General features: G+C 62.3%; 19 protein-coding genes and 2 tRNA genes. 13 read left to right on the top strand and 8 right to left on the bottom strand.

Translation table 11 applies throughout. The features are described from left to right. The first annotated feature begins 67 nt into the window (after positions 1 to 67). Positions 68 to 355, top strand: coding sequence for an acylphosphatase (locus VHO05_RS14460; RefSeq protein WP_329647284.1), 288 nt, complete (start codon positions 68 to 70; stop codon positions 353 to 355). Here the strand turns inward: VHO05_RS14460 and VHO05_RS14465 are convergent, their stop codons facing one another. Then, on the bottom strand, positions 356 to 1,222 hold the full coding sequence (locus VHO05_RS14465; RefSeq protein WP_329647285.1) for a LysR family transcriptional regulator: 867 nt from the start codon (positions 1,220 to 1,222) through the stop codon (positions 356 to 358). It lies immediately after the preceding gene. 477 nt (positions 1,223 to 1,699) lie between these two features. Between VHO05_RS14465 and VHO05_RS14470 the strand changes: the two genes are divergently transcribed. After that, a complete protein-coding gene (locus tag VHO05_RS14470; protein WP_329647286.1) occupies positions 1,700 to 1,861 on the top strand; it encodes a hypothetical protein in 162 nt (53 codons plus the stop codon). Positions 1,862 to 1,956: 95 nt separating this feature from the next. Here VHO05_RS14470 and lipB read toward each other — a convergent pair whose 3' ends face one another. After that, positions 1,957 to 2,658 (bottom strand): lipoyl(octanoyl) transferase LipB, encoded by a 702-nt coding sequence (gene lipB / locus VHO05_RS14475; RefSeq protein WP_329647287.1) that lies wholly within the window; start codon positions 2,656 to 2,658, stop codon positions 1,957 to 1,959. Positions 2,659 to 2,924: 266 nt separating this feature from the next. Here lipB and VHO05_RS14480 point away from each other — a divergent pair. From VHO05_RS14480 to VHO05_RS14495, 4 genes are all read left to right on the top strand, one after another. Beyond that, positions 2,925 to 3,009, top strand: a tRNA-Leu gene (locus VHO05_RS14480). Positions 3,010 to 3,212: 203 nt separating this feature from the next. Continuing rightward, positions 3,213 to 3,812, top strand: coding sequence for a TadE/TadG family type IV pilus assembly protein (locus VHO05_RS14485; RefSeq protein ID WP_329647288.1), 600 nt, complete (start codon positions 3,213 to 3,215; stop codon positions 3,810 to 3,812). A 65-nt stretch (positions 3,813 to 3,877) separates the two neighbouring features. Next, entirely contained in the window at positions 3,878 to 4,489 is a 612-nt protein-coding gene (locus tag VHO05_RS14490) for a TadE/TadG family type IV pilus assembly protein (RefSeq protein WP_329647289.1), read from the top strand. Positions 4,490 to 4,825: 336 nt separating this feature from the next. Beyond that, positions 4,826 to 5,440, top strand: a complete 615-nt coding sequence (locus tag VHO05_RS14495; protein WP_329647290.1) for a TetR/AcrR family transcriptional regulator — start codon at positions 4,826 to 4,828, stop codon at positions 5,438 to 5,440. Between the two features lie 46 nt (positions 5,441 to 5,486). Here VHO05_RS14495 and VHO05_RS14500 read toward each other — a convergent pair whose 3' ends face one another. Continuing rightward, positions 5,487 to 6,314, bottom strand: coding sequence for a metal-dependent hydrolase (locus VHO05_RS14500; protein ID WP_329647291.1), 828 nt, complete (start codon positions 6,312 to 6,314; stop codon positions 5,487 to 5,489). A 270-nt stretch (positions 6,315 to 6,584) separates the two neighbouring features. On the opposite strand from VHO05_RS14500, the gene VHO05_RS14505 reads away from it, so the two are divergent. Continuing rightward, positions 6,585 to 7,514, top strand: a complete 930-nt coding sequence (locus VHO05_RS14505; protein WP_329647292.1) for a cation diffusion facilitator family transporter — start codon at positions 6,585 to 6,587, stop codon at positions 7,512 to 7,514. 196 nt (positions 7,515 to 7,710) lie between these two features. Continuing rightward, positions 7,711 to 8,724, top strand: coding sequence for a FecR family protein (locus VHO05_RS14510; RefSeq protein WP_329647293.1), 1,014 nt, complete (start codon positions 7,711 to 7,713; stop codon positions 8,722 to 8,724). A 3-nt stretch (positions 8,725 to 8,727) separates the two neighbouring features. On the opposite strand, the gene VHO05_RS14515 is transcribed toward VHO05_RS14510, so the two are convergent. The 4 genes from VHO05_RS14515 to VHO05_RS14530 all read right to left on the bottom strand — a co-directional run bounded on the left by VHO05_RS14515 (position 8,728) and on the right by VHO05_RS14530 (position 15,121). Then, positions 8,728 to 10,926, bottom strand: coding sequence for an adenylate/guanylate cyclase domain-containing protein (locus tag VHO05_RS14515; RefSeq protein ID WP_329647294.1), 2,199 nt, complete (start codon positions 10,924 to 10,926; stop codon positions 8,728 to 8,730). Between the two features lie 55 nt (positions 10,927 to 10,981). After that, complete coding sequence (locus VHO05_RS14520) at positions 10,982 to 11,743, bottom strand: hypothetical protein (RefSeq protein ID WP_329647295.1); 762 nt, start codon at positions 11,741 to 11,743, stop codon at positions 10,982 to 10,984. A gap of 105 nt (positions 11,744 to 11,848) precedes the next feature. After that, positions 11,849 to 13,222 carry a 30S ribosomal protein S12 methylthiotransferase RimO gene (gene rimO, locus VHO05_RS14525; RefSeq protein WP_329647296.1) on the bottom strand — a complete coding sequence of 458 codons (1,374 nt, stop codon included), beginning with the start codon at positions 13,220 to 13,222 and terminating at the stop codon, positions 11,849 to 11,851. 105 nt (positions 13,223 to 13,327) lie between these two features. Next, a complete protein-coding gene (locus tag VHO05_RS14530) occupies positions 13,328 to 15,121 on the bottom strand; it encodes a class I poly(R)-hydroxyalkanoic acid synthase (RefSeq protein WP_329647297.1) in 1,794 nt (597 codons plus the stop codon). A gap of 248 nt (positions 15,122 to 15,369) precedes the next feature. Here VHO05_RS14530 and VHO05_RS14535 point away from each other — a divergent pair, with 248 nt between their 5' ends. From VHO05_RS14535 to glpX, 3 genes are read left to right on the top strand one after another with little or no spacing between them, the layout of a single operon-like run. Further along, positions 15,370 to 16,596 carry an LL-diaminopimelate aminotransferase gene (locus tag VHO05_RS14535; RefSeq protein ID WP_329647298.1) on the top strand — a complete coding sequence of 409 codons (1,227 nt, stop codon included), beginning with the start codon at positions 15,370 to 15,372 and terminating at the stop codon, positions 16,594 to 16,596. 20 nt (positions 16,597 to 16,616) lie between these two features. After that, positions 16,617 to 17,951, top strand: coding sequence for a homoserine dehydrogenase (locus tag VHO05_RS14540; RefSeq protein WP_329647299.1), 1,335 nt, complete (start codon positions 16,617 to 16,619; stop codon positions 17,949 to 17,951). 26 nt (positions 17,952 to 17,977) lie between these two features. Further along, positions 17,978 to 18,976: a class II fructose-bisphosphatase gene (glpX, locus tag VHO05_RS14545; RefSeq protein ID WP_329647300.1), complete on the top strand. Its 999-nt coding sequence runs from the start codon at positions 17,978 to 17,980 to the stop codon at positions 18,974 to 18,976. Positions 18,977 to 18,983: 7 nt separating this feature from the next. Here glpX and VHO05_RS14550 read toward each other — a convergent pair whose 3' ends face one another. After that, positions 18,984 to 19,115, bottom strand: coding sequence for a hypothetical protein (locus VHO05_RS14550; RefSeq protein WP_329647301.1), 132 nt, complete (start codon positions 19,113 to 19,115; stop codon positions 18,984 to 18,986). A gap of 159 nt (positions 19,116 to 19,274) precedes the next feature. Here VHO05_RS14550 and recJ point away from each other — a divergent pair, with 159 nt between their 5' ends. Further along, a complete protein-coding gene (gene recJ / locus VHO05_RS14555; RefSeq protein ID WP_329647302.1) occupies positions 19,275 to 21,134 on the top strand; it encodes a single-stranded-DNA-specific exonuclease RecJ in 1,860 nt (619 codons plus the stop codon). A 129-nt stretch (positions 21,135 to 21,263) separates the two neighbouring features. Next, positions 21,264 to 21,338: transfer RNA gene (locus VHO05_RS14560), tRNA-Glu, on the top strand. The last annotated feature ends 542 nt before the right edge of the window (positions 21,339 to 21,880 follow it).

Genomic DNA, 21,880 nt, shown 5'->3' on the forward strand with positions numbered 1-21,880 from the left:
GATCTGGAATGCCCTGTCCCCTCTCCGCACATAGCGGGAGGGGACATTGTTTTTGGAGGTTCAGCAGATGGCAGGCGCGTCGCGGACGACTCACGTCAGGATCGAAGGACGGGTCCAGGGTGTCGGGTATCGGATGTGGACGCAGCGGACAGCCGCGGGGATCGGTCTTTCCGGGTGGGTGCGCAATCGGCGCGATGGCTCCGTCGAGGCGGTGTTCCAGGGGGCTGATGCCGATGTGGGCCTCATGATCGAGCGCTGCCGCTCAGGTCCGGCGGGGGCGGCCGTCAGCGAGGTTCACATCGTGGGCGAGGGTGTCGGCGCCTTCGAAGGGTTCGAGGTTCGCGAAACCGCCTGATCATTCGGACGCGGCAGCCCTGCTGAACCGGCCGGCGGCGCTGCGCAGGCCGTGGATGATCAACTCGTACGTCTCCTCGTCCCGCGCTTCCGGGTAGACCATGTAGACGGGATAGACGAAGCGGCGCGCGCGCTTTGGCTGGCGGAGCCGGCCGCGTGCGATATGGGGCTTGACGATACGGGCCGGAAAATAAGCCGACGCTTCGTTGCTCAGCAGATATTCAATGCTGATCGATCCGAGATCGAGGTGCAGGCCGGGGCTTGCAAGCTCCGGATAGGCCGCGGCATGGTCCTGCTGAAAGTCCGGTCCCCAGTCGACGAACACATACTCGCTGGTCCCGCGCCGTCCGGATGGCTTGGCGCTCGTCACAAGAACGAACTCCTCGTCGAAGAGATGCTCGACGACGTGTCCGGGCGGCTGGATGGGACGATACATGACCGCGAGGTCGAGAGTGCCTTCGATGAGCCGCTGTGTCAGAACGCTCGAGGGGGCAGATATCGCGGAGACGGCGATGTCCGGAGCCGTCGCGCGCATCTTCGCGATCCATTTGAGCAGGAAACCTTGCCACAATCCGACGGTCGCACCGATAGCCAGATGATCGCGATGCTGGTCGGCGAGGCTGACTTCGAGCTGGGCGCGCTGCCATACGCGGACGAGCGCCAGGGCGTGTTTGCGGAACTGCTCTCCGGCAGCCGTGAGGTCTGCTCCGGACTTCGACCGCTCAAAAAGTGGGCGGCCGAGGAGCTCTTCGAGCCCCTTGATGCGGGCCGAGACCGTGGATTGCGTGATGTTGAGCTTCTCAGCCGCTTCGATGAAGCTGCCGGTTTCGGCGACCATCAGAAACGTTCGTGCGAGATTGATATCCATATGCCGCTCGCAACGCGTGAATGCGCTCGACGGCTATCTATCGAAATCTTCGATAGCCGTCACCGGAAATTTCCGTTTGAAGAGGAGATTGATTCTGACCACATTGAGGATCGGCTCGACTCGAGTCGGGTCAGATTCGGCTCAGCTCACGCTGGGCGTTCAATGGAAGGACTAACGAAGATGGCTAAAGCTGCTAAGAAGCCTGCTGCTAAGAAGGCTGCTGCGAAGAAGCCCGCGGCGAAGAAGAAGAAGTAACGAGTTTCTGCCACGAGCTCTCGGAGCTGGCCGTTGATTTTTGGTCGCGTCATTCCAGGGGTTCTTATCGCACTCTGTCTCTTACCCTCAGCCGTTCATTCGGCGTCGATCACAAATCGGGATGACAGGGACCACACGGTCACCGTCATTGAGGGAAGCTCCCAAAAAGTCCATGTTCTAAAGCCGAATGCGGTGCTTGAGGGGATATGCGGGACGGGGTGTTTGATCCGGTTGGACGACAACCGGGAAGATCCCTTCGAGCTTGAAGGCTCGGATGTCACGTCGATCGAGGAAGGGCAGCTCTACGACGACGAGGTGGGGGTGCCGTCAGGGACTGGTACAGGATCTGACGCCCAGCCTTCTCAGCCCAGTTCGCGTCCGTAGCCGAGGCTTGTCGTAGTGAATAGAGACCCGGCCCCGCTTACCGCGGGCCGGGTTTTCTTTTTTTTGCGAGGACACGTGCCCGTTGAGACCGCCCACTATCGGACAAGCACATCGTCCGTTTGAGGTGCGCCAGCGTCGATTGCGGGTCCGAACACGCGCTCGAAACTCTGCCGCAAGAACATATCCACATCTTTTATCGGGATCGGCTTTGCCAGTCCGGCAAGGCTGGTGACCCCGTACTCAGAGATCCCGCAGGGGACGATCCCCTCATAGTGCGACAGGTCCGGAGCAACGTTGAGACTTATGCCGTGGAAGCTCACGCCTCGGCGGATGCGGATACCAATCGCGGCGATCTTCTGCTCGACGCCTCCGGCCTGCTCATTGGCGACCCACACGCCGACCCTGCCGTCGCGGACCTCGCCCCGCACGCCCGCCAGTGCCAGGGCGCCGATGATCCAAAGCTCCAGAGCTTCCACGAATGCACGCACATCCGTGCCGAAACGGCGCTGAATGTCGAGCATCACGTAAGCAATGCGCTGGCCCGGACCATGATAGGTGTATTGGCCGCCACGTCCCGTTGCGAACACGGGAAACCGGCTGGGGGATTTGAGGTCGGCGGAGACGGCGCTGGTGCCAGCGGTATAGAGGGGGGGATGCTCGAGCAGCCAGACGAGTTCAGACGCGCGACCCTCGCGGATCTCGGCCGCGCGCTGCTCCATGAACGCCACGGCAAAAGGGTAGCCAACGAGGGCTGAACTCGCGGTCCATTCGACGGCTCTTCTATCGAAATCGGTCATGGATAGAGATCTATCACTCACGGTCCGCGCCGAAAAATGGTGCTTTCCTGCCATCCTGCTGCGTGTGTCCTGCGCGGGTTATCGGCGCGAAGCCTAGATCTTCGCATTTCCTCGAAGTTTTGGGAGGCTGCCATCGCGCGATGAGACGTTTTGGCGGGTGGTTTCCTGCTTGCCTTCTCCGGCGGCCTCTGTTAGTTCGGCGGGCTTCCAGGCGCCTCTTGTTCGACCCCCTCGGGTTGGCTATATGGGGCGCTTCGAGCCATGATGCGGTCGTGGCGGAATTGGTAGACGCACTACCTTGAGGTGGTAGCGGGGCAACCCGTGGAAGTTCGAGTCTTCTCGACCGCACCATATGGCTCTCTCCTTCGGCGCACCTGATCGGGCGCCGGGAGGGGTGCCAGATCTCCGTAAGGCGCTTGCGTCGCGGAGCGCACCCAGGCGGGAGCCAGGTAACGCTTCCTTTACCTTCGCTTTGCGAATTCAATAGCCGTAAACCATTCGTATATCGCGCCGCTTCTAAGCTCCGGGAATCTTAATCCCTTGGGCGGGAGCCTATGCGCAAACGTAGCTCTTTTATCGACAGACGTCGCGTCGCTCTGGCGCGCAAGCTGCTCCGCTTTCGCGCCGATTGCCGTGGTGCGACCGCTATCGAGTTTGCAATGGTCGCGGCGCCTTTCTTTGCCATGGTGCTGGCGATCATGGTCATCGGCATGCAATTTCTCGTCATGCATTTCCTCGAGCATGGTGTTGCCGAAGCTTCGCGCAAGCTCCGCACGGGTGAAGCGCAGAAGGCCGGGATAACCCTCAACGATTTCCGCAAGCTGTTCTGCGACGCGGCGGGCGGCTACGTCGATTGCGACCAGCACCTCGTGATTCATGTCAAGAACAGCAAGACCTTTGCAGGGCTCGGCGAGCTGACGCCCTGCGTGACAAACGGCCAATTGACTCCATCGGCCGGCGCAGCCGCCGACGGTGTCGGTACCCGTGCGGGAGGCGCAAGCGATGCCGTCGTGGTCCTGGCTTGCTATGAGTGGGCACAGGGTGGTGGTCTTTGGCGGATGCTTTTCAATTTGGTGGCCCCCGTTCCCGCAACGGAAGAGGGCAAGGTCGTTCTTTCGGCGGTCTCAGCCTTTAGGTCCGAGCCGTTCCAATGAGGCGGAAGTCTAGTGCAAAGCACGGCTGGAAACGGCTGGATCCGATCTGCAAGAGGAAAGAGTCGATGCCAGGTCCTCGCACAATGATGCGGCCAGCTCAGACGGTGCGATCGCTCCGCACGTTTTGGAGCGATGTGCGCGGTGTTGTGGCTGTAGAATTCGGCTTTATCGCTCCCGTGTTGATGGTGCTGTTGCTTGGCAGCGCGGATCTTGCGCGGGCGATCGCGGCAAATCGCAAGTTCGAACTCGTTACCAGCATGGTCTCCGACCTCGTGGCGCGCGAGGAGAAGCTTACGGGCGATGACGTAAGGAAGATCTACGATATCGCCAGGCTGGCTATGTCGCCTTACGGGACAACAGATCTGAAGGTGGCGATCATTCCGGTGGCGTCGAATCCCACGGACGCAAATAAGACGGCTGTCTATGCTGCGACGACGAACAGGCCTTCGTTCCCTGCTGCGGGCGGGGAGCTTGCCAAGTGTCAGGCCTATCCCCTGTCTGCTGGGCTTATCGCCGCCAATGAAAGCGTCATCGTCGTCGAGTCCAGCTACGAATTCGCTGATCTGTTTCTTCTGCCCAAAATGACGTTTGAAGCGAAGTCAATCACCAGGCCGCGCAAGTCGGCGTGTGTTGATTTTGATGGCATTGGCAAGCCGTGTGGCACCTGCTTCTCTTGATCGAGGCACGCAAAATATTGTGGCCCGCGAAATTATTCCGTATACAGTAACGAAGCGACGCAAGTGACGTGTTTCGTTCCTCGCCTTTCGTGATCTCGCGAACGACAAGGAACGAAATCTCGCCCTGTCCGTTCTGTGAGGGTTTGCGGCCTTGCGCGTGCACTGCTGGTTTGCCGGGGTGTTCAGGAGCTCCACGAGCAGAGCTGTTGCGACTTGTTCAGAGTGATTTCAATCCGAAGGCCGTGCCGGCACGTCGGATTGAAAAGGATCTGAGCCGAGTCTCGGGATACCCATCGGCACACCCCGTTGTTCCGGTCTTTTGCGCGAGAGATCCTTATGGGCCGCCGTTCCCTGCATACCGCTGAAGAGCTGCGCGAATTGATCATCGGGGCTTCCACGGAACTCATCCAGGAGTCCGGATTGAGTGGGCTCTCTGCCCGCGAGATTGCCCGGCGCATCAATTACTCGCCGGGTACTCTCTATAATTCCTTCGAAAATCTCGACGATCTGGTGCTGACGATCGAGGGCAGACTTCTCGATGATCTGCTGGCGTCCATTTCCTCGCTTCCGACTGCCGATGATCCGCGCAAGCAGGTTCACGCCATCGCAAATTGCTATCTCACCTTCGCGGGCCGAAATCCGAAGCTCTGGAACCTTTTGTTCGAGCATCACGTCCCTGCGTCACAAGCCATTCCAGACTGGTACCGGCAAAAGCTCGAGGCGCTTATGGGCAAGGTGGAGGATGTGCTGGCGCCACTCGCCGACGGCCTCGACGCCGAAGAGCTTCGGCGCTCGGCCCGTGTTTTGTGGGCCGGCGTGCATGGGGTCTCGTCCCTGTCGGCTGCCGACAAGCTTTCCACCATTACCGCGGACGATGCCAACGTCCTGATGGACAATCTGATCCGGAACTATCTGGCTGGTTTTGAGGGCGCACGCCGCCAGCCCGCGTAACGGGCCGGCGGCACGCGCATCCAGGGTCTGGCTCTCGCCTCCCCGCCTATGGACTGGCGGGCGGGTTGCTCGGTGCGGGTGCCAAGGCTTTGTCGGGAATGGCGCCGGTCTCGATGCCTCCGCCCGGCGCAGGCGTGCTTGCCACTGCGTGGGGAACCTTCACGATGCCGAACCAGCTTTCCTTGGGGAGGAGCCGCTCGTTCAGTCCGGCCCACATGTCGCGGGAAGACAAGCCGTCGACGAATACGGTTGGGGACGGAGCGAGCCAGACGGCGAGCGCAAGCGCGGCCGCCATGCCTCCCGAGGCATAGGGATGGCGCCGGTCGAAAAGCTTCAACGCCGTGCCGAATGAGGATTTGATCCGAGTATCCATGACGTCGACCGAATAGATCTCGTCAAGCGTCAGATGGACGAGATAGCCGATCAGCATGAACCCCGCGGCCAGCCAGGCGACGCCTGAATGGCGATCCAAGACATGACCAAACACGACCGCCGTGGCCGCAGCGCAGAAAAGCGCGGCAACGATGGAATGCCAGATGCCGCGATGGACGGCGAGATTGTGGAAGATCGTGTGCAATCCATAACGCACGAGCAGAAGCGTTCCGAGCCAGAGGATCCAGAGCTCGGCGATCGACAAGCGATCGGCCGCTGAGAACAGCACAGCGAACGAGAAGAAGATCGCGAGGCCGGAGAACATTGCGCGACTCGGGCGGCTGTCCTTGAGATCGATGTCCGGCAGAACAGAGCCCAACACTCCGGCCATCGTTATCGGGATCAAATTCTCCGTTGCGATGACGTCGGCGGCGAGAGTGAGTGTGGCAAGAGTGCCGGCGACGACGGTGCCGACTGCAATATGGGTCGTGAAATTCGCCATGGCGAAAATGCTCCTTGATCCGAAGCCTTGCGCCTGTCCCCATCCCGCGGCGCCCCTGGTTGCTCTTGGGACCAGATTCGCCGCTTGTCGGGGAGGTTAGGTGGCGCAAACGGTGTGGAAAACGCGGGCTGCTGCGAACCGCTTGCAACAACAGGGAAATTGTGCCGAGACGCCGCACGAATGGAGGGTGGCGCTTTCGATTCAAGTCTGGCACGAGGGTGCTCTGAGACTGTCCACGACGGGTTCGTCCCGCGAGTCAGGGTGCCCCACATGACAGCCACGCCGTCTTTGGCCGAGACCAGCTCGGTCCGTACGCTGCATTTGATCGCCGCAGGAAGCATCGCCGTCGCAATTGCCGTGATGGCGCTTAAGTACTGTGCGTTCCTCGTCACGGGCAGCGTGGCGCTCTATTCGGATGCGCTCGAGAGCATCGTCAATCTCGTGACCGCACTCGCGGCCCTGCTTGCGATCAACGTCAGCTCACGTCCGGCAGACCGGAATCATCAGTTCGGACATCACAAGGCCGAGTACCTGTCGGCGGTTCTCGAAGGCGTGCTGATCGTCGTCGCGTCTATCCTGATTTTTCGCGAGGCCTATGATGCGATCGTCGCGCCGCGTGTGATCGAGGACTTCGGAATTGGCATGGCTTTGAGTGGTCTCGCCACGGCGCTGAACGGCGGGTGGTCGGCATTTCTCATCCGGCGCGGACGGAGCCTGCGTTCGCCGGCCCTGGTGGCCGACGGCTGGCATCTGTTCACCGACGTCATGACCTCGGTTGGCGTCATCGCCGGTCTCGTCCTCGTCGCGGTCACGGGGATCAAAATCCTTGATCCTTTGCTGGCCATCGCGGTGGCGGTGTACATCCTCTGGAGCGGGTCCAAGATCATCATTTCATCCATGAGTGGACTTCTGGACGAGGCGGCATCGACCGCCATCCAGGCGCGCATCCGCGAGGCAATCCAGCGAAGCGGGGACGGGGCGCTGGAAGCCCACGACGTGCGGACCCGTCAGGCGGGACGAGCCATTTTCATCGAGTTCCACCTCGTTGTGCCAGGCAATATGACCGTGCATGAGGCGCATGAGATCTGCGACCGGCTGGAAGCCGCCCTCGAAGCGGAGATCGAGGGCTCGGAGGTCGTCATTCATGTCGAACCCGAGCATAAGGCCAAGGATCACTCCAAGGGTACCATCCCGCTTTAGCGCGCTCGTTGTTCCCTAGGTAACTGCGCCCGCATCTTCCCTCGTGTCCCCTCGTTGATCGAGCTGCGGCCGGGACTGTCGTCCCTTGGGTGGTTGATCCGTTATCTGCTATGATCCGTGGCCATATCACTGCGGCCCTTGCTATGCAGACGCAACTCCATGTTTCTCGCAGGGGCACGTTTGAAGGACAGATGTCATGAAGTTTCCTTCGGCCGTTACGGGCGCGTCCCTGCTGTTGCTGTCGGTATCGGGTCTTCAGGCCGCGCCCCAGGAACCGATCGGGTCCACCCTCACAGTCGTCAATCTCGTCACCGCAGAATACAATCGCGACACACGTACTCTGCAGGTCGGCGATCGCGTGCATCAGGACGAGTCGATCGAAGTCGGCCTCGATGCGTCCAGCGAACTCAAGCTCGATGACGACACCAAGCTGGCGCTGGGTCCCGGTTCTCAGCTGACGCTGGACAAGTTCGTCTATGACCCCGCCAAGTCGAACGGCTCGATTGTGCTCGATCTCGTCAAGGGCACGTTCCGCTTCATGACCGGCGTGGCCGAGAAGCCGACCTATCAAATCAAGACGCCGGCTGCGTCAATTACGGTGCGCGGTACGGTCTTTGACGTCTTTGTCCAAGATGATGGGATGTCCTGGCTGCTTCTTCACGAGGGCGCGGTCGAGGTCTGCAACGAGCGCAAACAGTGCAAGGTGCTCGATCAGCCCGGAAAGCTGATCCGGATCGGCGGTGATGGTGACGTCGGGTCGCCCGTCAAATGGGCTTCGCTGTCCGGCAATGACAAGGTGCCGTTCGACGATGCGTTCCCCTTCGTCATCAAGGCGCCGGGCATCGATCCCAAACCGGTCTTCACACGCGAAGCCATCGTTACCGGCAAAATTCCTGACTACGACGACAAGCCCAAGCGGACGGAAACGAAGCCTACGAAGCCCACCAAACGGGCCGAGCGCACGCGCGAGACACCGTCCGACTACAAGCAGAAGCCGAAGAAGACCAGGACGACGAAGAAGCAGAATTCCGACGATGACATGAAGGGCATCGGCTCTGCGATCGGGATTGGCATTGGGATCGGCATCGGCGGCATGGGCAAGCACAACCGCGGCGGTGGTGACTATGGCGGAAATCGCGGCGGAGGCGGCTACGGCGGCGGCTCCATGGGCGGGCGCGGCATGGGTGGCGGCGGCATGAGCCCGCGGTAGGTCTCAGGATCCTACTGCCCGGCGAGCATAGTGTTCGAACAGGGCATCTAGCGGCATGGCGCCTGGGTTCGCGATGGCGAGGGCCTGGGCGGCTTCGCGACACGCGGCGATCTCGGCCGAAACGGCCATCATTTGGTTCGCTTCCATAGCTGCTCGCAGTGCGGCGTAGTGTTGGCTCAGATTCCGGAAAGCTGGCGAGGTCGCCACCGCTTCATCGCCTACGAGCGCATGGAGCCGCTCCGGCCGATCCTTGCCGCGGAGGCGTACGGCTGTGTCGATTTCCAGAAATGCAAAGTCCGCAGCATCGTGCGCGGTGGTCTCGCCGGCGATGATAGGCGCGCCGAAGGTTTTCGTTGTGCCCTCAATGCGGGAAGCAACGTTCACGGCGTCGCCCAGTACGGAGTAGTCGAAGCGCTGCGGCGAACCGACGTTGCCGACGCAGCAGGCGCCGGTGTTGAGGCCGATCCCGATCCGGATGGGCACATGCGTTTCTCCGGCCGCCGCCTTGCGCGCGGCCTCTTCGCGATTGAGGCGATCCATCTCAATCTGCATGGTGAGCGCTGCACGACAGGCGTTGCGGGCGTGCTCCGGGTCACGGACGGGTGCATTCCAGAAGGCCATCACGGCGTCACCCATGAACTTGTCGATGGTGCCGCGGTGTTCAAGAATGATGTCCGACAGGGGCGTGAAGAGCCGGTTGACGAAACGGATGAGCGTTTCGGCGTCCATGCCCTCGGAGAGGCGGGAGAAGCCGCGCACGTCCGCGAACAGCAAGGTGACGTCGCGGGTCTCGCCGCCGAGCTTGAGTCGGGATGGGTCGGTGGCCAATTCCTCGACGAGGGGTGCAGCGAGATAGTGACCGAAGGCGCGCTTGACGCGGGCGCGGTCCGTTTCCGTCTTGATGAATGAGAGAAGCGAGCCGGAGAGGTAGACGGCTAGCAGCGACAGAGACGGATAGACAGGGTCGAACAGGTATCCGCCCCGCGCGAAGGCGAGCCACGAGCCGATGGCGATCGCGGCGATGGCTACGCAGCCGATAATGGCGGCGTTCAATGGGCCTGATCGGCGGATGAGAGCGGCCACGAGGGCGCCCATGGCGACGAGGAACAGGATTTCCGCGCCGGTCGCGAGCGCGGGCCGCGTGAGATGCTCGCCTGAGAGCATCTGCTCGATGGCTTGCGCGTGGATCTCGACCCCCGGCACGGAGGATGCGAGGGGTGTCGCGCGCAGATCGAGCAGTCCGGTTGCGCTGGCGCCGATCAGGACGTGGCGGCCTGCGAAATCTTTCGGATCGAAACTGCCGTCGAGGATCTTGTGCGCCGAGACATAGCGGCGTGGATCGGGTTCGGCGAAGTTGAGCCAGAGCTGGCCGTCGTGGGAGGTCGGGAGAACGGTCTTTCCGACGCGAACGGTGTCGACGCCGGTCTGCTGGCCGAAGGCCAGGACACCGCTTCCTCCGGACGAGCGCACGAAGGCCGTCTTTTCGCCGAGGCCGGTCCGCAACGCCTCGAGCGAGAGCGTCGGATAGAGCGTGCCATGAAGGGACACCAGCAACGGAACCTGGCGAACGATCTGGTCTTTGGCGGGCAGCCAGTTGACGGCGCCGTTGCCCGCGGCAGCATCGGTCAGCACGGGCAGCGGGGTGATCACGCCGGGGAAGCTCGGCACGAAGGAGGTCGGATCGTCACCTGCGATGGCGAAGGAGGCTTTGGGTGGCGGAGGGGAGCGCTGGGTCGAGGCGTCCCCCACGCTTCCGACCACAACCGGCAGCTTGCCCATGGCGTGCGCGAGGATCGCATCGTTCGAGGGCAGCGAGGACAGCTCCGCGACGATAGGGGCGAGCTCGCTGCGGACTTGCGCTTGCCGGGCGAGCGCTTCGGGCGAGAGGCGGTCCGGCTCGGCGAGAATGAGGTCGATCGCAACGGTCTTGGCGCCTGCCTCCGCAAGCTTGTCGATGATGTGGGCCAGCTCGGAGCGTGGCCAGGGCCATTGGCCGATCTTGGCGAGGGAGGCTTCGTCGATGTCGACGATGCGGACCGGGAACGCGGGATCGGTCTCGCGTGGTTTGAGGTTCAGGTAGCTATCGAAAATTGAAAGCCGCAGGCGCGCAACCGGGTCTGGATCGGCAATACGCAGCGCGACCGCCAGCGCGAGGACCGCGGCGGTGACGATCAGATAGAGCGATGGCCGGTGCAATGTCATCACGGCAGTCTCATAGCCCTTGGGCGACGCCGCAACTCAGCTCCGGCCCCAATTCTCAGATAACCACCGTTGCCTTCGGCCCCATGGCAGCCTGCACAGCTTTCATCGGACCTGCGGCACGCCAGACGTTCTCGATCCGGAACTGCTCGTGGCCGCCGCCGAAGATCGACAGCTTCACGTCTATGTCGCTTGTGCCCAGGCCCAGGATGCCGAGGGCGAGGATCTTATGGGCGATGATGTCGTCGCTGTATCGCGTCAGGCGGATGTGCATGACGGACCAGCTCTCGGGCGCACGGCCGAGGACGCTCGCAAACATCTGGACGCGCTCGACCTGAGTGCCGCGGACGCGCCAGTAGCTCAGGCGGTCGACGATGAAGACGATCACGAACCAGACGATGAACAGCACCGACGAGATCAGCAAATAGAAGGCGAGGTTCATGTGCAGCAGCAGCGACGGCGGGGTTGTCCAGAGGCCGGGCATGGTCATGACGAAATAGGTGGCTGCCGCAGCGCCGCCCATCAGAAGCAGTAGCAGAAGGGCGCTTACGCCACGGGCGCGGACCGATGTTGCGACGATCACGAGCAGGAGAAGAAGCGTGAAGGACAGTCCCACCCACGGGCTCGGGTGGACGAAGAGGGGCTTTGCGCTTTCGCCGATGGTCAGCTTGTCGCCCTGAAAATAGGTGAGGGCGGCGCAGACGAAGCCGTAGGCCCAGATCACCCACCAGTAGAGGATGGGCGAGTGCGCGTAGATGCGAATTTCCGTTCCGCTCTGCGCTGTGGGCGCGGAAGCAGCCGCCTGGTCCGGCATAGCCATTGCGAGACGTCCTCCCCGATTATTGGGCGGAACTGTCGCACCCGTGCGCGCCGACTGTCAACGCAGGCCGGGTACGGACAGATCCTGGGGAGGGTTAACAGCCGATCAGGCCGTCTTGATGACAGAGGCCCAGAGATCGTAGTCGTCGGCGGTATCCACGTGTGCCTTGACGATGTCGCCGGGCTTCACGTTCTGTTCGCCGTTGAGGAACACGCTGCCGTCAATTTCCGGAGCATCCCACTTGGAGCGGCCGAGGGCGCCGTCTTCATCCACCTCGTCGATAATGACGTCGATCGTGGTGCCGACGCGCGAGGCGAGGATTTCGCGCGAGACCTCCTGCTGGGCCGCCATGAAGCGATGCCAGCGCTCTTCCTTGACCTCGTCCGGCACGATGTCTGCGATCTCGTTGGCCTTGGCGCCGGATACGGGCTCGTACTTGAAGCAGCCGACGCGGTTGAGCTTCGCTTCGCGGAGCCACTGCAAAAGAAATTCGAAATCCTCCTCCGTCTCGCCGGGGAAGCCGACGATGAACGTCGAGCGGACGGCGAGATCCGGGCAGACCTTGCGCCAATTGGCGATGCGGTCCGCCGTCTTCTCCTGATGCGCCGGACGGCGCATGGCCTTCAGTACAGCAGGTGAGGCGTGCTGGAAGGGAATGTCGAGGTAGGGAAGGATCTTGCCTTCCGCCATCAGCGGGATGACGTCGTCGACGTGCGGATAGGGATAGACATAGTGCATGCGGACCCATGCACCGAGTTCGCCGAGCGCGCGTGAGAGATCGAGGAACTTGGCCTTGAGCGGCGCACCTTTCCACGGGCTCTCGGCGTACTTGATGTCGAGTCCGTAGGCGCTCGTGTCCTGGCTGATGACGAGCAGCTCCTTCACGCCAGCTTTCACGAGGCGCTCGGCTTCGGTCATGACGTGATTGGCGGGGCGGCTCGCAAGATCGCCACGAATGCTCGGAATGATGCAGAACGAGCAGCGGTTGTTGCAGCCCTCGGAAATCTTCAGATAGGCGTAGTGGCGCGGGGTGAGGCGCAGGCCTTCCGGCGGCACGAGATCGACGTAGGGATCGTGCATCGGCGGAACGGCGTCATGCACGGCAGTGACGACCTGCTCGTACTGATGCGGTCCGGTGACGGCGAGCACGCCAGGGTGAACCTCGCGGATGCGGCCCTCCTCGACGCCCATGCAACCCGTGACGATGACGCGGCCGTTCTCGGCCAACGCTTCGCCAATGGCGTCGAGGCTCTCTTGCTTGGCGCTGTCGAGGAAGCCGCAGGTGTTCACGACGACCACGTCGGCGCCGGCGTAATCGGGCGCGACCTGATAGCCCTCGGAGCGGAGCTTCGTGATGATGCGCTCGCTGTCGACAAGGGCTTTCGGGCAGCCGAGCGAGACAAAGCCGACCTTCGGGGCCGATTTCGGCCCGCGCGGGGCGGGAGACAGGGATGGGCTTGCCGGTGTTTTGGCGGTCATCTCAGGCCTTGGAGGCGGAAAACCGGCCTTCTAGCACAGGTTCGGTCCCCGTGTAGCCCTCACAGGGCCGCAGGGCCGTGTACGGCTCAATGGAAGCCTATGAAATCAAGTCTTCGTTCTGGCGTAGCTGCCGGGGGCGTCTTCGATGACGCCGAGCTTCTCGCCGGACTCGCGCGGGATCGTCCACCCGCCCGAGTACTTCGTTAGCCATTCCATCCAGTACGGCCACCAGGAGCCGACATGCTCCTTGGCCATCCCGAGCCATTCCTCGAGGGTATCGGCTGCGGCCTTGTTGGCGGTCCAGTACTGGTACTTCATCTTGTCTGGCGGATTGACCACGCCGGCGATGTGGCCCGATCCGGCCATCACGAACTCGACTGGGCCGCCGAGCAGCTTGGAGCCGATGAACACCGACTTGGCCGGTGCGATGTGGTCTTCCTTGGTGGCGAGTTCGAAGACTGGCAGCTTTATTTTCTTGAGATCCAGCTTCACGCCCGCAAGCGTCATCTCGCCCTTGGCGAGCTTGTTCTCGTTGTAGAATTCCGTGAGGTAGAAGCCGTGGTTCGCGGCCGGCATGCGCGTGGAATCCTGGTTCCAGTAGAGCAGGTCGAACGGGAACGGCTTCTTGCCGAGCAGGTAGTTGTTGACGATGTAGGGCCAGATCAGGTCGCGCGGGCGCATCATGTTGAACACGTTCGCCATGCGTGAGCCGTCGAGGTAGCCGCGCTCGGCCATCATCTCCTTCAGCGAGGAGAGCTGGCTGTCCGTCGTGAAGAGCAGGAGGTCACCGGCTTTCGAGAAATCGAGCTGAGTGGTGAGGAAGGTAACGGAGCGGAACGGCTCCTCGCCTCGTGCGGCGAGATAGGCAAGGGTTGTGCCCAGCAGCGTGCCGCCGACGCAGTAGCCGACGACATTGATCTTTTCGACGCCGGTCTCGCGGCTCACGGCGTCTGCTGCCGTCAGGAGTCCTTCGAGCATGTAGTCCTCGAAGGTCTTGTGGGCGAGGCGTTCGTCCGGGTTCACCCAGGACACGACGAAGACCGTGAAACCCTGATCGACGACGTATTTCAGCAGGCTCTTCGGCGGTGTGAGATCGAGGATGTAGTACTTGTTGATCCACGGCGGGATCACGAGCAGCGGGACCTCGCGCACTTTGTCGGTCGTGGGCGAATACTGGATGAGCTGGAAGATGTCGTTGGCGAAGACGACTTTGCCGGGTGTCGTGGCCAGGTTGCGGCCGACCTCGAACGCCTCCGTATCCGTCTGACTGATCTTCAGGAGGTCGCCGGATTTCTCCATGTCGCGCACGAGGTGCGCCATGCCGGTCACGAGGTTTCTGGCATTCGTCGCGAAGGTTTCGCGGACGACTTCGGGGTTTGTCATCGGGAAGTTGGACGGCGAAAGAGCACTCGAAAGCTGACGCAGATAGAATTCCGCCTTGTGGCGCTCGGCCTCGCCCAGCCCCTCGGTCTGCTGCAGGACATCCTCGGCCCAGTTCGTCGTCACGAGATAGACCTGCTTCAGGAAGTCGAAATAGGGATTCGACGACCATTCCGGGTCCTTGAAGCGATTGTCGGACGGCTCCGGTTCGGCAACGGGTTCAACCTCTTCACCCAGGAGGCGGCGGATCGAGGTATTCCACAGGTCGATGTAGGAGCTGAGCAGGGTTCCCTGCGCCTCGGCGAGCTTGGCGGGATCGGTCAGCCAGAGGCGGGCTATATCGGTCAGCGTCGCGGCGGCCTCCGTCATTTCGCTCGCTGCGGAGAACGGAGTGATCTTGGCATCGGGCCGCTCCAGGAGCTCGGAAACCGCGCGCCCTCCTTCCTCAAAGAAGCGCAACATATTGCGCGCGAATTCCTCGGGGTTCTCGATGCGGTAGGGCGTTGCGGTCGTGCTCATCGGCTCGGTCATGGGGCCAAGATAGGGCCTCCCTGTGACAATGCCTAGTAGGATGAAAGAAGGACTGAGGTTCGGAACAGGATGTGCACAGAAGCAAGCACAATTTGCCCGCCACTGGACGTTCCGGGGCAGCTTGGCGTAAAACCCGAGGAGGTAGACCCTGTATTCGCCGCGTCTGCGCGGGCGCCGCTCAAAGCGGTTGCGCGTCGTGGCGTTCCCGCGCGGGGCCGCAACACCAAGAGACGATCGTGATCGACGATTTTCACCGCATCAAACGCTTGCCGCCGTATGTCTTCGCCGAAGTGAACCGCCTCAAGGCGGCGGCGCGCGCGCGGGGCGCCGATATCATCGATCTCGGCATGGGCAATCCTGATTTGCCGACGCCGCAGCACATCGTCGACAAGCTCGTCGAGACGGTGTCGAAGCCGCGCACGCATCGTTACTCGGCATCGAAGGGCATTACGGGTCTTCGCCGCGCGCAGGCTGCCTACTATGCGCGCCGCTTCGGCGTGAAGCTCGATCCCGATACGCAGGTGGTCGCGACGCTGGGCTCGAAGGAAGGTTTCGCCAACATGGCGCAGGCCATTACGGCGCCGGGCGACGTGATCATCGTGCCGAACCCCACCTATCCGATCCACGAGTTCGGGTTCCTGATCTCCGGGGCTGCGATGCGGCATGTGCCGGCTGGGAATGGTGACGATTTCCTGCGGGCTGTTGAACATGCGGTGCGCCACTCGATACCGAAGCCGCTGGCCGTCGTCCTCTCATATCCGTCGAATCCGACGGCGATGACGGCGGACCTCGACTTTTACAAAGAGGCCGTGGCGCTGGCGAAGAAGCTCGACCTGATCATTCTTTCGGATCTCGCCTATTCGGAGATCTACTTCGATGACAATCCGCCGCCCTCGGTGCTTCAGGTTCCGGGTGCGATGGACATCACTGTCGAGTTCACGTCGTTGTCGAAGACCTACAACATGCCGGGCTGGCGCATGGGCTTTGCCGTCGGCAACGAACGGCTGATTGGCGCGCTCGCACGGGTCAAGTCGTACCTCGACTACGGCGCCTTTACTCCGATCCAGGTGGCTGCCGCGGCCGCGCTCAACGGCTCGCAGGATTGCGTCGAGGAAATCCGGAAGACCTACAAGAACCGGCGTGACTGTCTGGTCGAAAGTTTCGAGCGGGCTGGGTTCCCGGTGCCGCCGCCGCCGGCCACCATGTTTGCCTGGTGTCCGATTCCGGAGCCGTTCCGTGCGCTGGGGTCGGTCGAATTTGCTAAGCTATTGATTGAAAAGGCTGATGTTGCCGTTTCTCCGGGTCTCGGCTTCGGCGAGTACGGCGAAGGCTATGTGCGTATCGCCTTGGTCGAGAACGAGCACCGCATCCGGCAGGCCGCCCGCTCGATCAAGAAGTTCCTGGCCCAGTCTCCGGAAACGATGCATAACGTCATCCCCATCCAGCAAAAAGCCAGTCGTTAGCTGTTTCAGATTTGCCAACCATGTCAGAGCCTTTGACCCTCGGCGTTGCCGGACTTGGCACCGTCGGAATGGGTCTCATCCAACTGCTTTCCGCCCATGCGACGCGCATCGAGAAGATGCTCGGACGCCCGATCACCGTCACCGGTGTTTCAGCCCGGTCGCGCAAGAAAGAGCGAGAGGCAGCGCTGGGCGGCGCACAGTGGTTTGACGATCCCGTCGCGCTTGCCAAGGACCCCTCGAACTCGGTGTTCATCGAGTTGATGGGTGGTGAGGACGGGCCAGCCAAGGCGGCCGTCGAAGCCGCGCTTAAGGCGAAGAAGCACGTGGTGACGGCGAACAAAGCGCTGCTCGCCAAGCATGGCATCGCGCTGGCCAAGCTTGCCGAAAGCAACGGCGTCGCCCTCAATTTCGAAGCGGCTGTTGCCGGCGGCATTCCGATCATCAAGATGCTGCGTGAGGCGCTGGCCGCGAACGAAGTTCGTCGTGTCTACGGCATCCTGAACGGCACCTGTAACTTCATCCTCTCCAAGATGACCGATGAGAAGCGCGCCTTCGCGGATGCGCTCAAGGAGGCGCAGGAGAAGGGGTATGCGGAAGCCGATCCTACGTTTGACATTGGTGGGTTCGATGCCGCGCACAAGCTCTCGCTGCTGACATGCCTCGCCTTCGGAGCTGCGGTCGCCTTTGACGAGATCCATGTCGAGGGCATCGAAAACATCACGAGTGCCGACATCGAGGCTGCGACCGAGCTTGGCTACTGCATCAAGCTGCTCGGCGTGGCGATGCAGACCGAGCACGGCATCGAGGCGCGTGTAACGCCGGTTCTGGTCGCGGAAGAGTCGGCCCTGGCCGAAGTGTCCGGCGTCACGAACTGCGTGGGCATCGACGGTGATTTCGCCGGAAACCTTCTGCTCGTCGGGCCCGGGGCCGGATCGAAGCCGACAGCTTCGGCCGTCGCGAGCGATATCATGGATGTGGCGCGCGGCTTGGTGCTGCCGCCGTTTATTCGCCCCACGTCGGTCCTCGAAAAAGTGAAGGGTCTCAATCTCAAGGCCCATCAGGGCAACTATTATGTGCGCCTCAAGGTTTATGACCGGCCGGGCGCCATGGCTGCGATCACGAAGCGCATGAGCGACGAGAACGTCTCGTTGGAGAGCATCGTGCAGCGGCGTCCTGGTCCCGTGCATCCGGGCCAGGCGGCCGAACCGGCGCCGGGCGAAGCGGAAGCGGCGGTCAACGTCATACTTATTACACACGATACCACTGAGGATGCGATGCGGAAGGCGCTCCGGGCCATCGAGAAGGATGGTAAAATCACCGAGCGCCCGCAGATGATCCGTATCGAAGATCTTTGAGAGCTGAATTGGGTCAAGGGAATTACATGGCGAAGGACATTGCTGAGGGCGGGCTCGACCGTATGCTCGTTCTCGAGGTCGCACGCGTGACCGAAGCCGCGGCGATCGCGGCGGCGCGCTTCTGCGGACGAGGGAACGAGAAGGCTGCGGACAAGGCGGCCGTCGATGCCATGCGTCATGAGCTCGGCCGCGTCTCGCTGCGTGGTACCGTCGTTATCGGCGAAGGCGAGATGGACGAAGCGCCGATGCTGTATATCGGCGAGGAGGTCGGAAACGGCACGGGACCTGAGGTCGATATCGCTGTCGATCCGCTCGAGGGCACGACGATCTGCGCCAAGTTGATGCCAAACGCGCTCGCCGTACTTGCGATCTCGGAGCGCGGCGGTCTGCTGCATGCGCCCGATATGTACATGAACAAGATCGCCATCGGTCCGGGTTATCCCGCTGGGATCGTCGATCTCGATGCACCGGTCGAAAAGAACCTCAAGGCGCTTGCGGAAGCCAAGGGCGTGCCGATCAGCGGAATCACGGCCTGCGTACTCGATCGTTCGCGTCATGCGGATATCATCAAGGCCGTTCGTGAGGCGGGTGCCGCCGTGCAGCTTATTCCGGATGGCGATATCGCAGGCGTCATCTGGACGACGGACCCGGCCGAAACGGGGATCGACATTTATCTGGGTTCGGGCGGTGCGCCGGAAGGTGTGCTCGCGGCTGCCGCGCTCAGGTGCATCGGCGGGCAGATCCAGGGCCGCCTGATGCCCTCGAACGACGAGGAGCGCGAGCGCGCGCACAAGATGGGCATCACCGACATCCGCAAGAAGTTCAAGCTGGAAGATATGGCGTCGTCGGACGTGATCTTCGCGGCCACCGGTGTGACCAGCGGCTCGCTTCTCGATGGCGTGCGTTTCCGCGGAAGTACTGCGGAAACCGAGACGCTGATCATGCGCTCGAAGACCGGCACCGTACGCCGGATCAAGAGCCGCTTCCGCGACGTGGGTCAGCGCCTGCCGGGCAACGGGGACTGAGTTCCGCTCACTTCGCTTCGAGCTTGAATCCCGGGACGTCGATGCGGACCGCCGTGCGCTGGCTATCGTAGTACAGGTAGCCGAGCACGCCGACGGCGACGAGCAACAGCACGATCAGGATGTTCTTCGGGTCGCTCATGTGGGGGCGCCTTGTTCTGTGTCCGTGCTGCACCTCCTGCCATAAGGGCCGCGGCCGAACAAGCGTGCGTTGTGGACATCCCTACCCAGCGATTCGCCTTTCGCTTCCCAGCATGGGAGCCTTCCCCATCGAGCGAATCGGGTGGGGGCATCTCGCAGCATGACCGCAGTTCGTAAGGTGCGCGCCGACGTTCAGGCGCCGGTGCCGGCCGAAACGCCATTTCTTGACGTCGTTCAGTCGGCTCGGGGGTATCGCTGGCGCGAAACGCTCGAGCCCTCGCGGGCGAAGGACGCCACGGCGATCAGCCAGCAGCATGGTTTGCCGGAATTGCTGGGCCGCGTGCTCGCCGCTCGCGGTGTCGGTCTTGACGAGGTGCCGGTGTTTCTGGATCCGACGATCCGCGCGCTGATGCCCGATCCCTCTACGCTGACCGATATGGAGAAGGCAGCGCGCAGATTGGCCGATGCAATCATGCGCCGAGAGCCGGTGGCCATCTTCGGCGACTACGACGTCGATGGAGCCTGCTCGTCAGCGCTCCTGGCGCGGTTCCTCGCACACCATGATGTGCCAAGCCGGATCTACATTCCCGATCGGCTGACGGAGGGCTATGGCCCGAACGCGTCGGCTATCGATCAGCTTATCGGCGAGGGTGCGAGACTGATCGTGACCGTCGACTGTGGTACGACGAGCGTCGATGTTCTGGCTGGCGCGGGCAAGCGCGGCGTGGATGTGGTCGTCATAGATCACCATCAGGCCGACGAGGTGCTTCCGGACGTGCATGCGCTCGTCAATCCGAACCGTTTGGACGACATCTCGGGGCAGGGGCACCTCTGTGCGGCTGGCGTCGTGTTTCTCACGCTCGTCGCTACGGCGCGTGAATTGAGACGGCGAGGACACTATGGTGCCGACCCGCGCGAGCCGCAGCTCATCGGCGACCTCGATCTTGTTGCGCTGGCGACGGTTGCCGACGTCGTGCCGCTCAAGGGACTCAACCGTGCCTACGTGACCAAAGGGCTCACGGTGATGCGCGGGCGCGACAACGTGGGCCTTCGGGCGCTGTCCGACGCAGCGGGGCTCAGCGAGGCGCCGACCGCGTATCATCTCGGATTCATTTTAGGTCCACGCATCAATGCTGGCGGCCGTATCGGCGACGCGGCTTTGGGCGCGAAGCTTTTGTCCACGGATGATGCGGCCGAGGCCGTGCGCATCGCGACGATCCTCGACCGGCTGAACAAGGAGCGGAAGGAGATCGAGCAGGCCGCGCTGGAGGAAGCGACAGCGACGGCGGACCGGCTCTTGACCGAGACGCCCGATCTCAGCGTGCTCATGGTCGGCTCGGAAGATTGGCATAGGGGTGTCGTCGGCCTGATCGCGAGCCGTTTGACGGAGCGTTTCAAGCGGCCGTCGTGCGTCATCGCGTGGGATAAGGATGCCATCGGCGGCGTTGTCGCCGGGACGGGTTCGCTGCGCTCGGTTGCCGGCATCGATATCGGGGCGGCCGTGCGTCAGGCCGTAGCGGCTGGCCACCTGCTCAAAGGCGGCGGCCACGCGATGGCTGCGGGGCTCACCGTCGACAAGGCAAAGCTGGACGACCTCGGACGTTTCTTTGCGACGACGCTTGCGGGCGCCGCTGTTCGTCTCGCGGAACGCGCGTCGCTGGCCATTGACGGCGCGCTGACGCCTTCCGCCGTCAACGACGGGCTCGTCGATCTTCTGGAGCGGGCGGGACCTTACGGTCAGGGCAATCCGCAGCCGCGTTTTGCGTTTCCGGCCCATCGCGTGAAATTTGCAAAACCCGTCGGCACGGCGCACATCCGCTGTGTGCTCGAGGCGGGCGATGGGTCGCGGTTGGACGCGGTCGCATTTCGAGCCGCAGGGCAACCGCTGGGCGATCTTCTGATGGCCGCATCCGGCGGACTCCCTATTCATGTGGCAGGGCAACTCAGGCGCGACACTTGGGGCGGGCGAAACCGGATCGAGCTTCAGATCGAGGACGCGGCAAATCCCAGAAAATCCTGAATTACCAGATGGCTGCGCGAAAATGGCGCGCTTCGGCGCTGTCGCTCGGCTGGCGCTTGCGTCTTGCGGCAAACCTTTCTATACGTCCGTGCTCGCTTGTGCGGCGGACCTTCGTCCGGCACGGCGCTAGGTCCCTTCGTCTATCGGTTAGGACGCGAGATTTTCAATCTTGAAAGACGGGTTCGACTCCCGTAGGGACCGCCACTGCCTTTTTCCGGTATTTATATCAATATGTTACGGCGGCGGGAGCTAACTCGCCGAAGGTCATGCTCATGTCGGCCGTGCCCTGAGCAATGCCGTTGTCGTCCCCTTCATCATAGAGCTTTCGAAGGCTGTTCGAGGGGCGCTCAACTATCGCGGGCCGGTTGCTCGGACGTGCAAGGCGTGCAGGGCACGGCCGATGAGCCCAGGGGTGCGGGTGCTCGCGCGCTCACTTCTGCGATACAACAACGATGGCGGAAGGAGGAACTCACCGTCTCCGAGCGCGTCGATATCAATTTCGCCTCCCCATGTGCGCGGGGCCATGCCGACGTAGATATAGGATCTCCCAAAATAATCAGTGACGTATTCTGATATTGGCTCATCCCCGAGGTAGCCAATGCAGCGGCCTGCAGGTTGGGCTTCGTGCAGGATGAAGTATGGGAGGTATCGTCCTTGAGGTTGGCTGCCGGGCATTGCTCAATCCTCAGCGGTTCATGCGGTACGTTCACGCGAACCACCGTCAGTCTTCCCCTGTGAACGGGTTC

Source organism: Hyphomicrobium sp., from assembly GCF_036262015.1.
GTDB lineage: Bacteria > Pseudomonadota > Alphaproteobacteria > Rhizobiales > Hyphomicrobiaceae > Hyphomicrobium_C.

Excerpts from the sequence above, each read along its gene's own strand:
- VHO05_RS14550 (WP_329647301.1), bottom strand. The coding sequence starts at position 19,115 with ATGAGCGACCCGAAGAACATCCTGATCGTGCTGTTGCTCGTCGCCGTC.
- VHO05_RS14520 (WP_329647295.1), bottom strand. The coding sequence starts at position 11,743 with ATGGCTATGCCGGACCAGGCGGCTGCTTCCGCGCCCACAGCGCAGAGC.
- lipB (WP_329647287.1), bottom strand. The coding sequence starts at position 2,658 with ATGACCGATTTCGATAGAAGAGCCGTCGAATGGACCGCGAGTTCAGCC.
- glpX (WP_329647300.1), top strand. The coding sequence starts at position 17,978 with ATGGCGAAGGACATTGCTGAGGGCGGGCTCGACCGTATGCTCGTTCTC.
- VHO05_RS14460 (WP_329647284.1), top strand. The coding sequence starts at position 68 with ATGGCAGGCGCGTCGCGGACGACTCACGTCAGGATCGAAGGACGGGTC.
- VHO05_RS14465 (WP_329647285.1), bottom strand. The coding sequence starts at position 1,222 with ATGGATATCAATCTCGCACGAACGTTTCTGATGGTCGCCGAAACCGGC.
- VHO05_RS14530 (WP_329647297.1), bottom strand. The coding sequence starts at position 15,121 with ATGAGCACGACCGCAACGCCCTACCGCATCGAGAACCCCGAGGAATTC.
- VHO05_RS14495 (WP_329647290.1), top strand. The coding sequence starts at position 4,826 with ATGGGCCGCCGTTCCCTGCATACCGCTGAAGAGCTGCGCGAATTGATC.
- VHO05_RS14540 (WP_329647299.1), top strand. The coding sequence starts at position 16,617 with ATGTCAGAGCCTTTGACCCTCGGCGTTGCCGGACTTGGCACCGTCGGA.
- VHO05_RS14485 (WP_329647288.1), top strand. The coding sequence starts at position 3,213 with ATGCGCAAACGTAGCTCTTTTATCGACAGACGTCGCGTCGCTCTGGCG.
- VHO05_RS14510 (WP_329647293.1), top strand. The coding sequence starts at position 7,711 with ATGAAGTTTCCTTCGGCCGTTACGGGCGCGTCCCTGCTGTTGCTGTCG.
- VHO05_RS14500 (WP_329647291.1), bottom strand. The coding sequence starts at position 6,314 with ATGGCGAATTTCACGACCCATATTGCAGTCGGCACCGTCGTCGCCGGC.
- VHO05_RS14490 (WP_329647289.1), top strand. The coding sequence starts at position 3,878 with ATGCCAGGTCCTCGCACAATGATGCGGCCAGCTCAGACGGTGCGATCG.
- rimO (WP_329647296.1), bottom strand. The coding sequence starts at position 13,222 with ATGACCGCCAAAACACCGGCAAGCCCATCCCTGTCTCCCGCCCCGCGC.
- VHO05_RS14505 (WP_329647292.1), top strand. The coding sequence starts at position 6,585 with ATGACAGCCACGCCGTCTTTGGCCGAGACCAGCTCGGTCCGTACGCTG.
- recJ (WP_329647302.1), top strand. The coding sequence starts at position 19,275 with ATGACCGCAGTTCGTAAGGTGCGCGCCGACGTTCAGGCGCCGGTGCCG.
- VHO05_RS14515 (WP_329647294.1), bottom strand. The coding sequence starts at position 10,926 with ATGACATTGCACCGGCCATCGCTCTATCTGATCGTCACCGCCGCGGTC.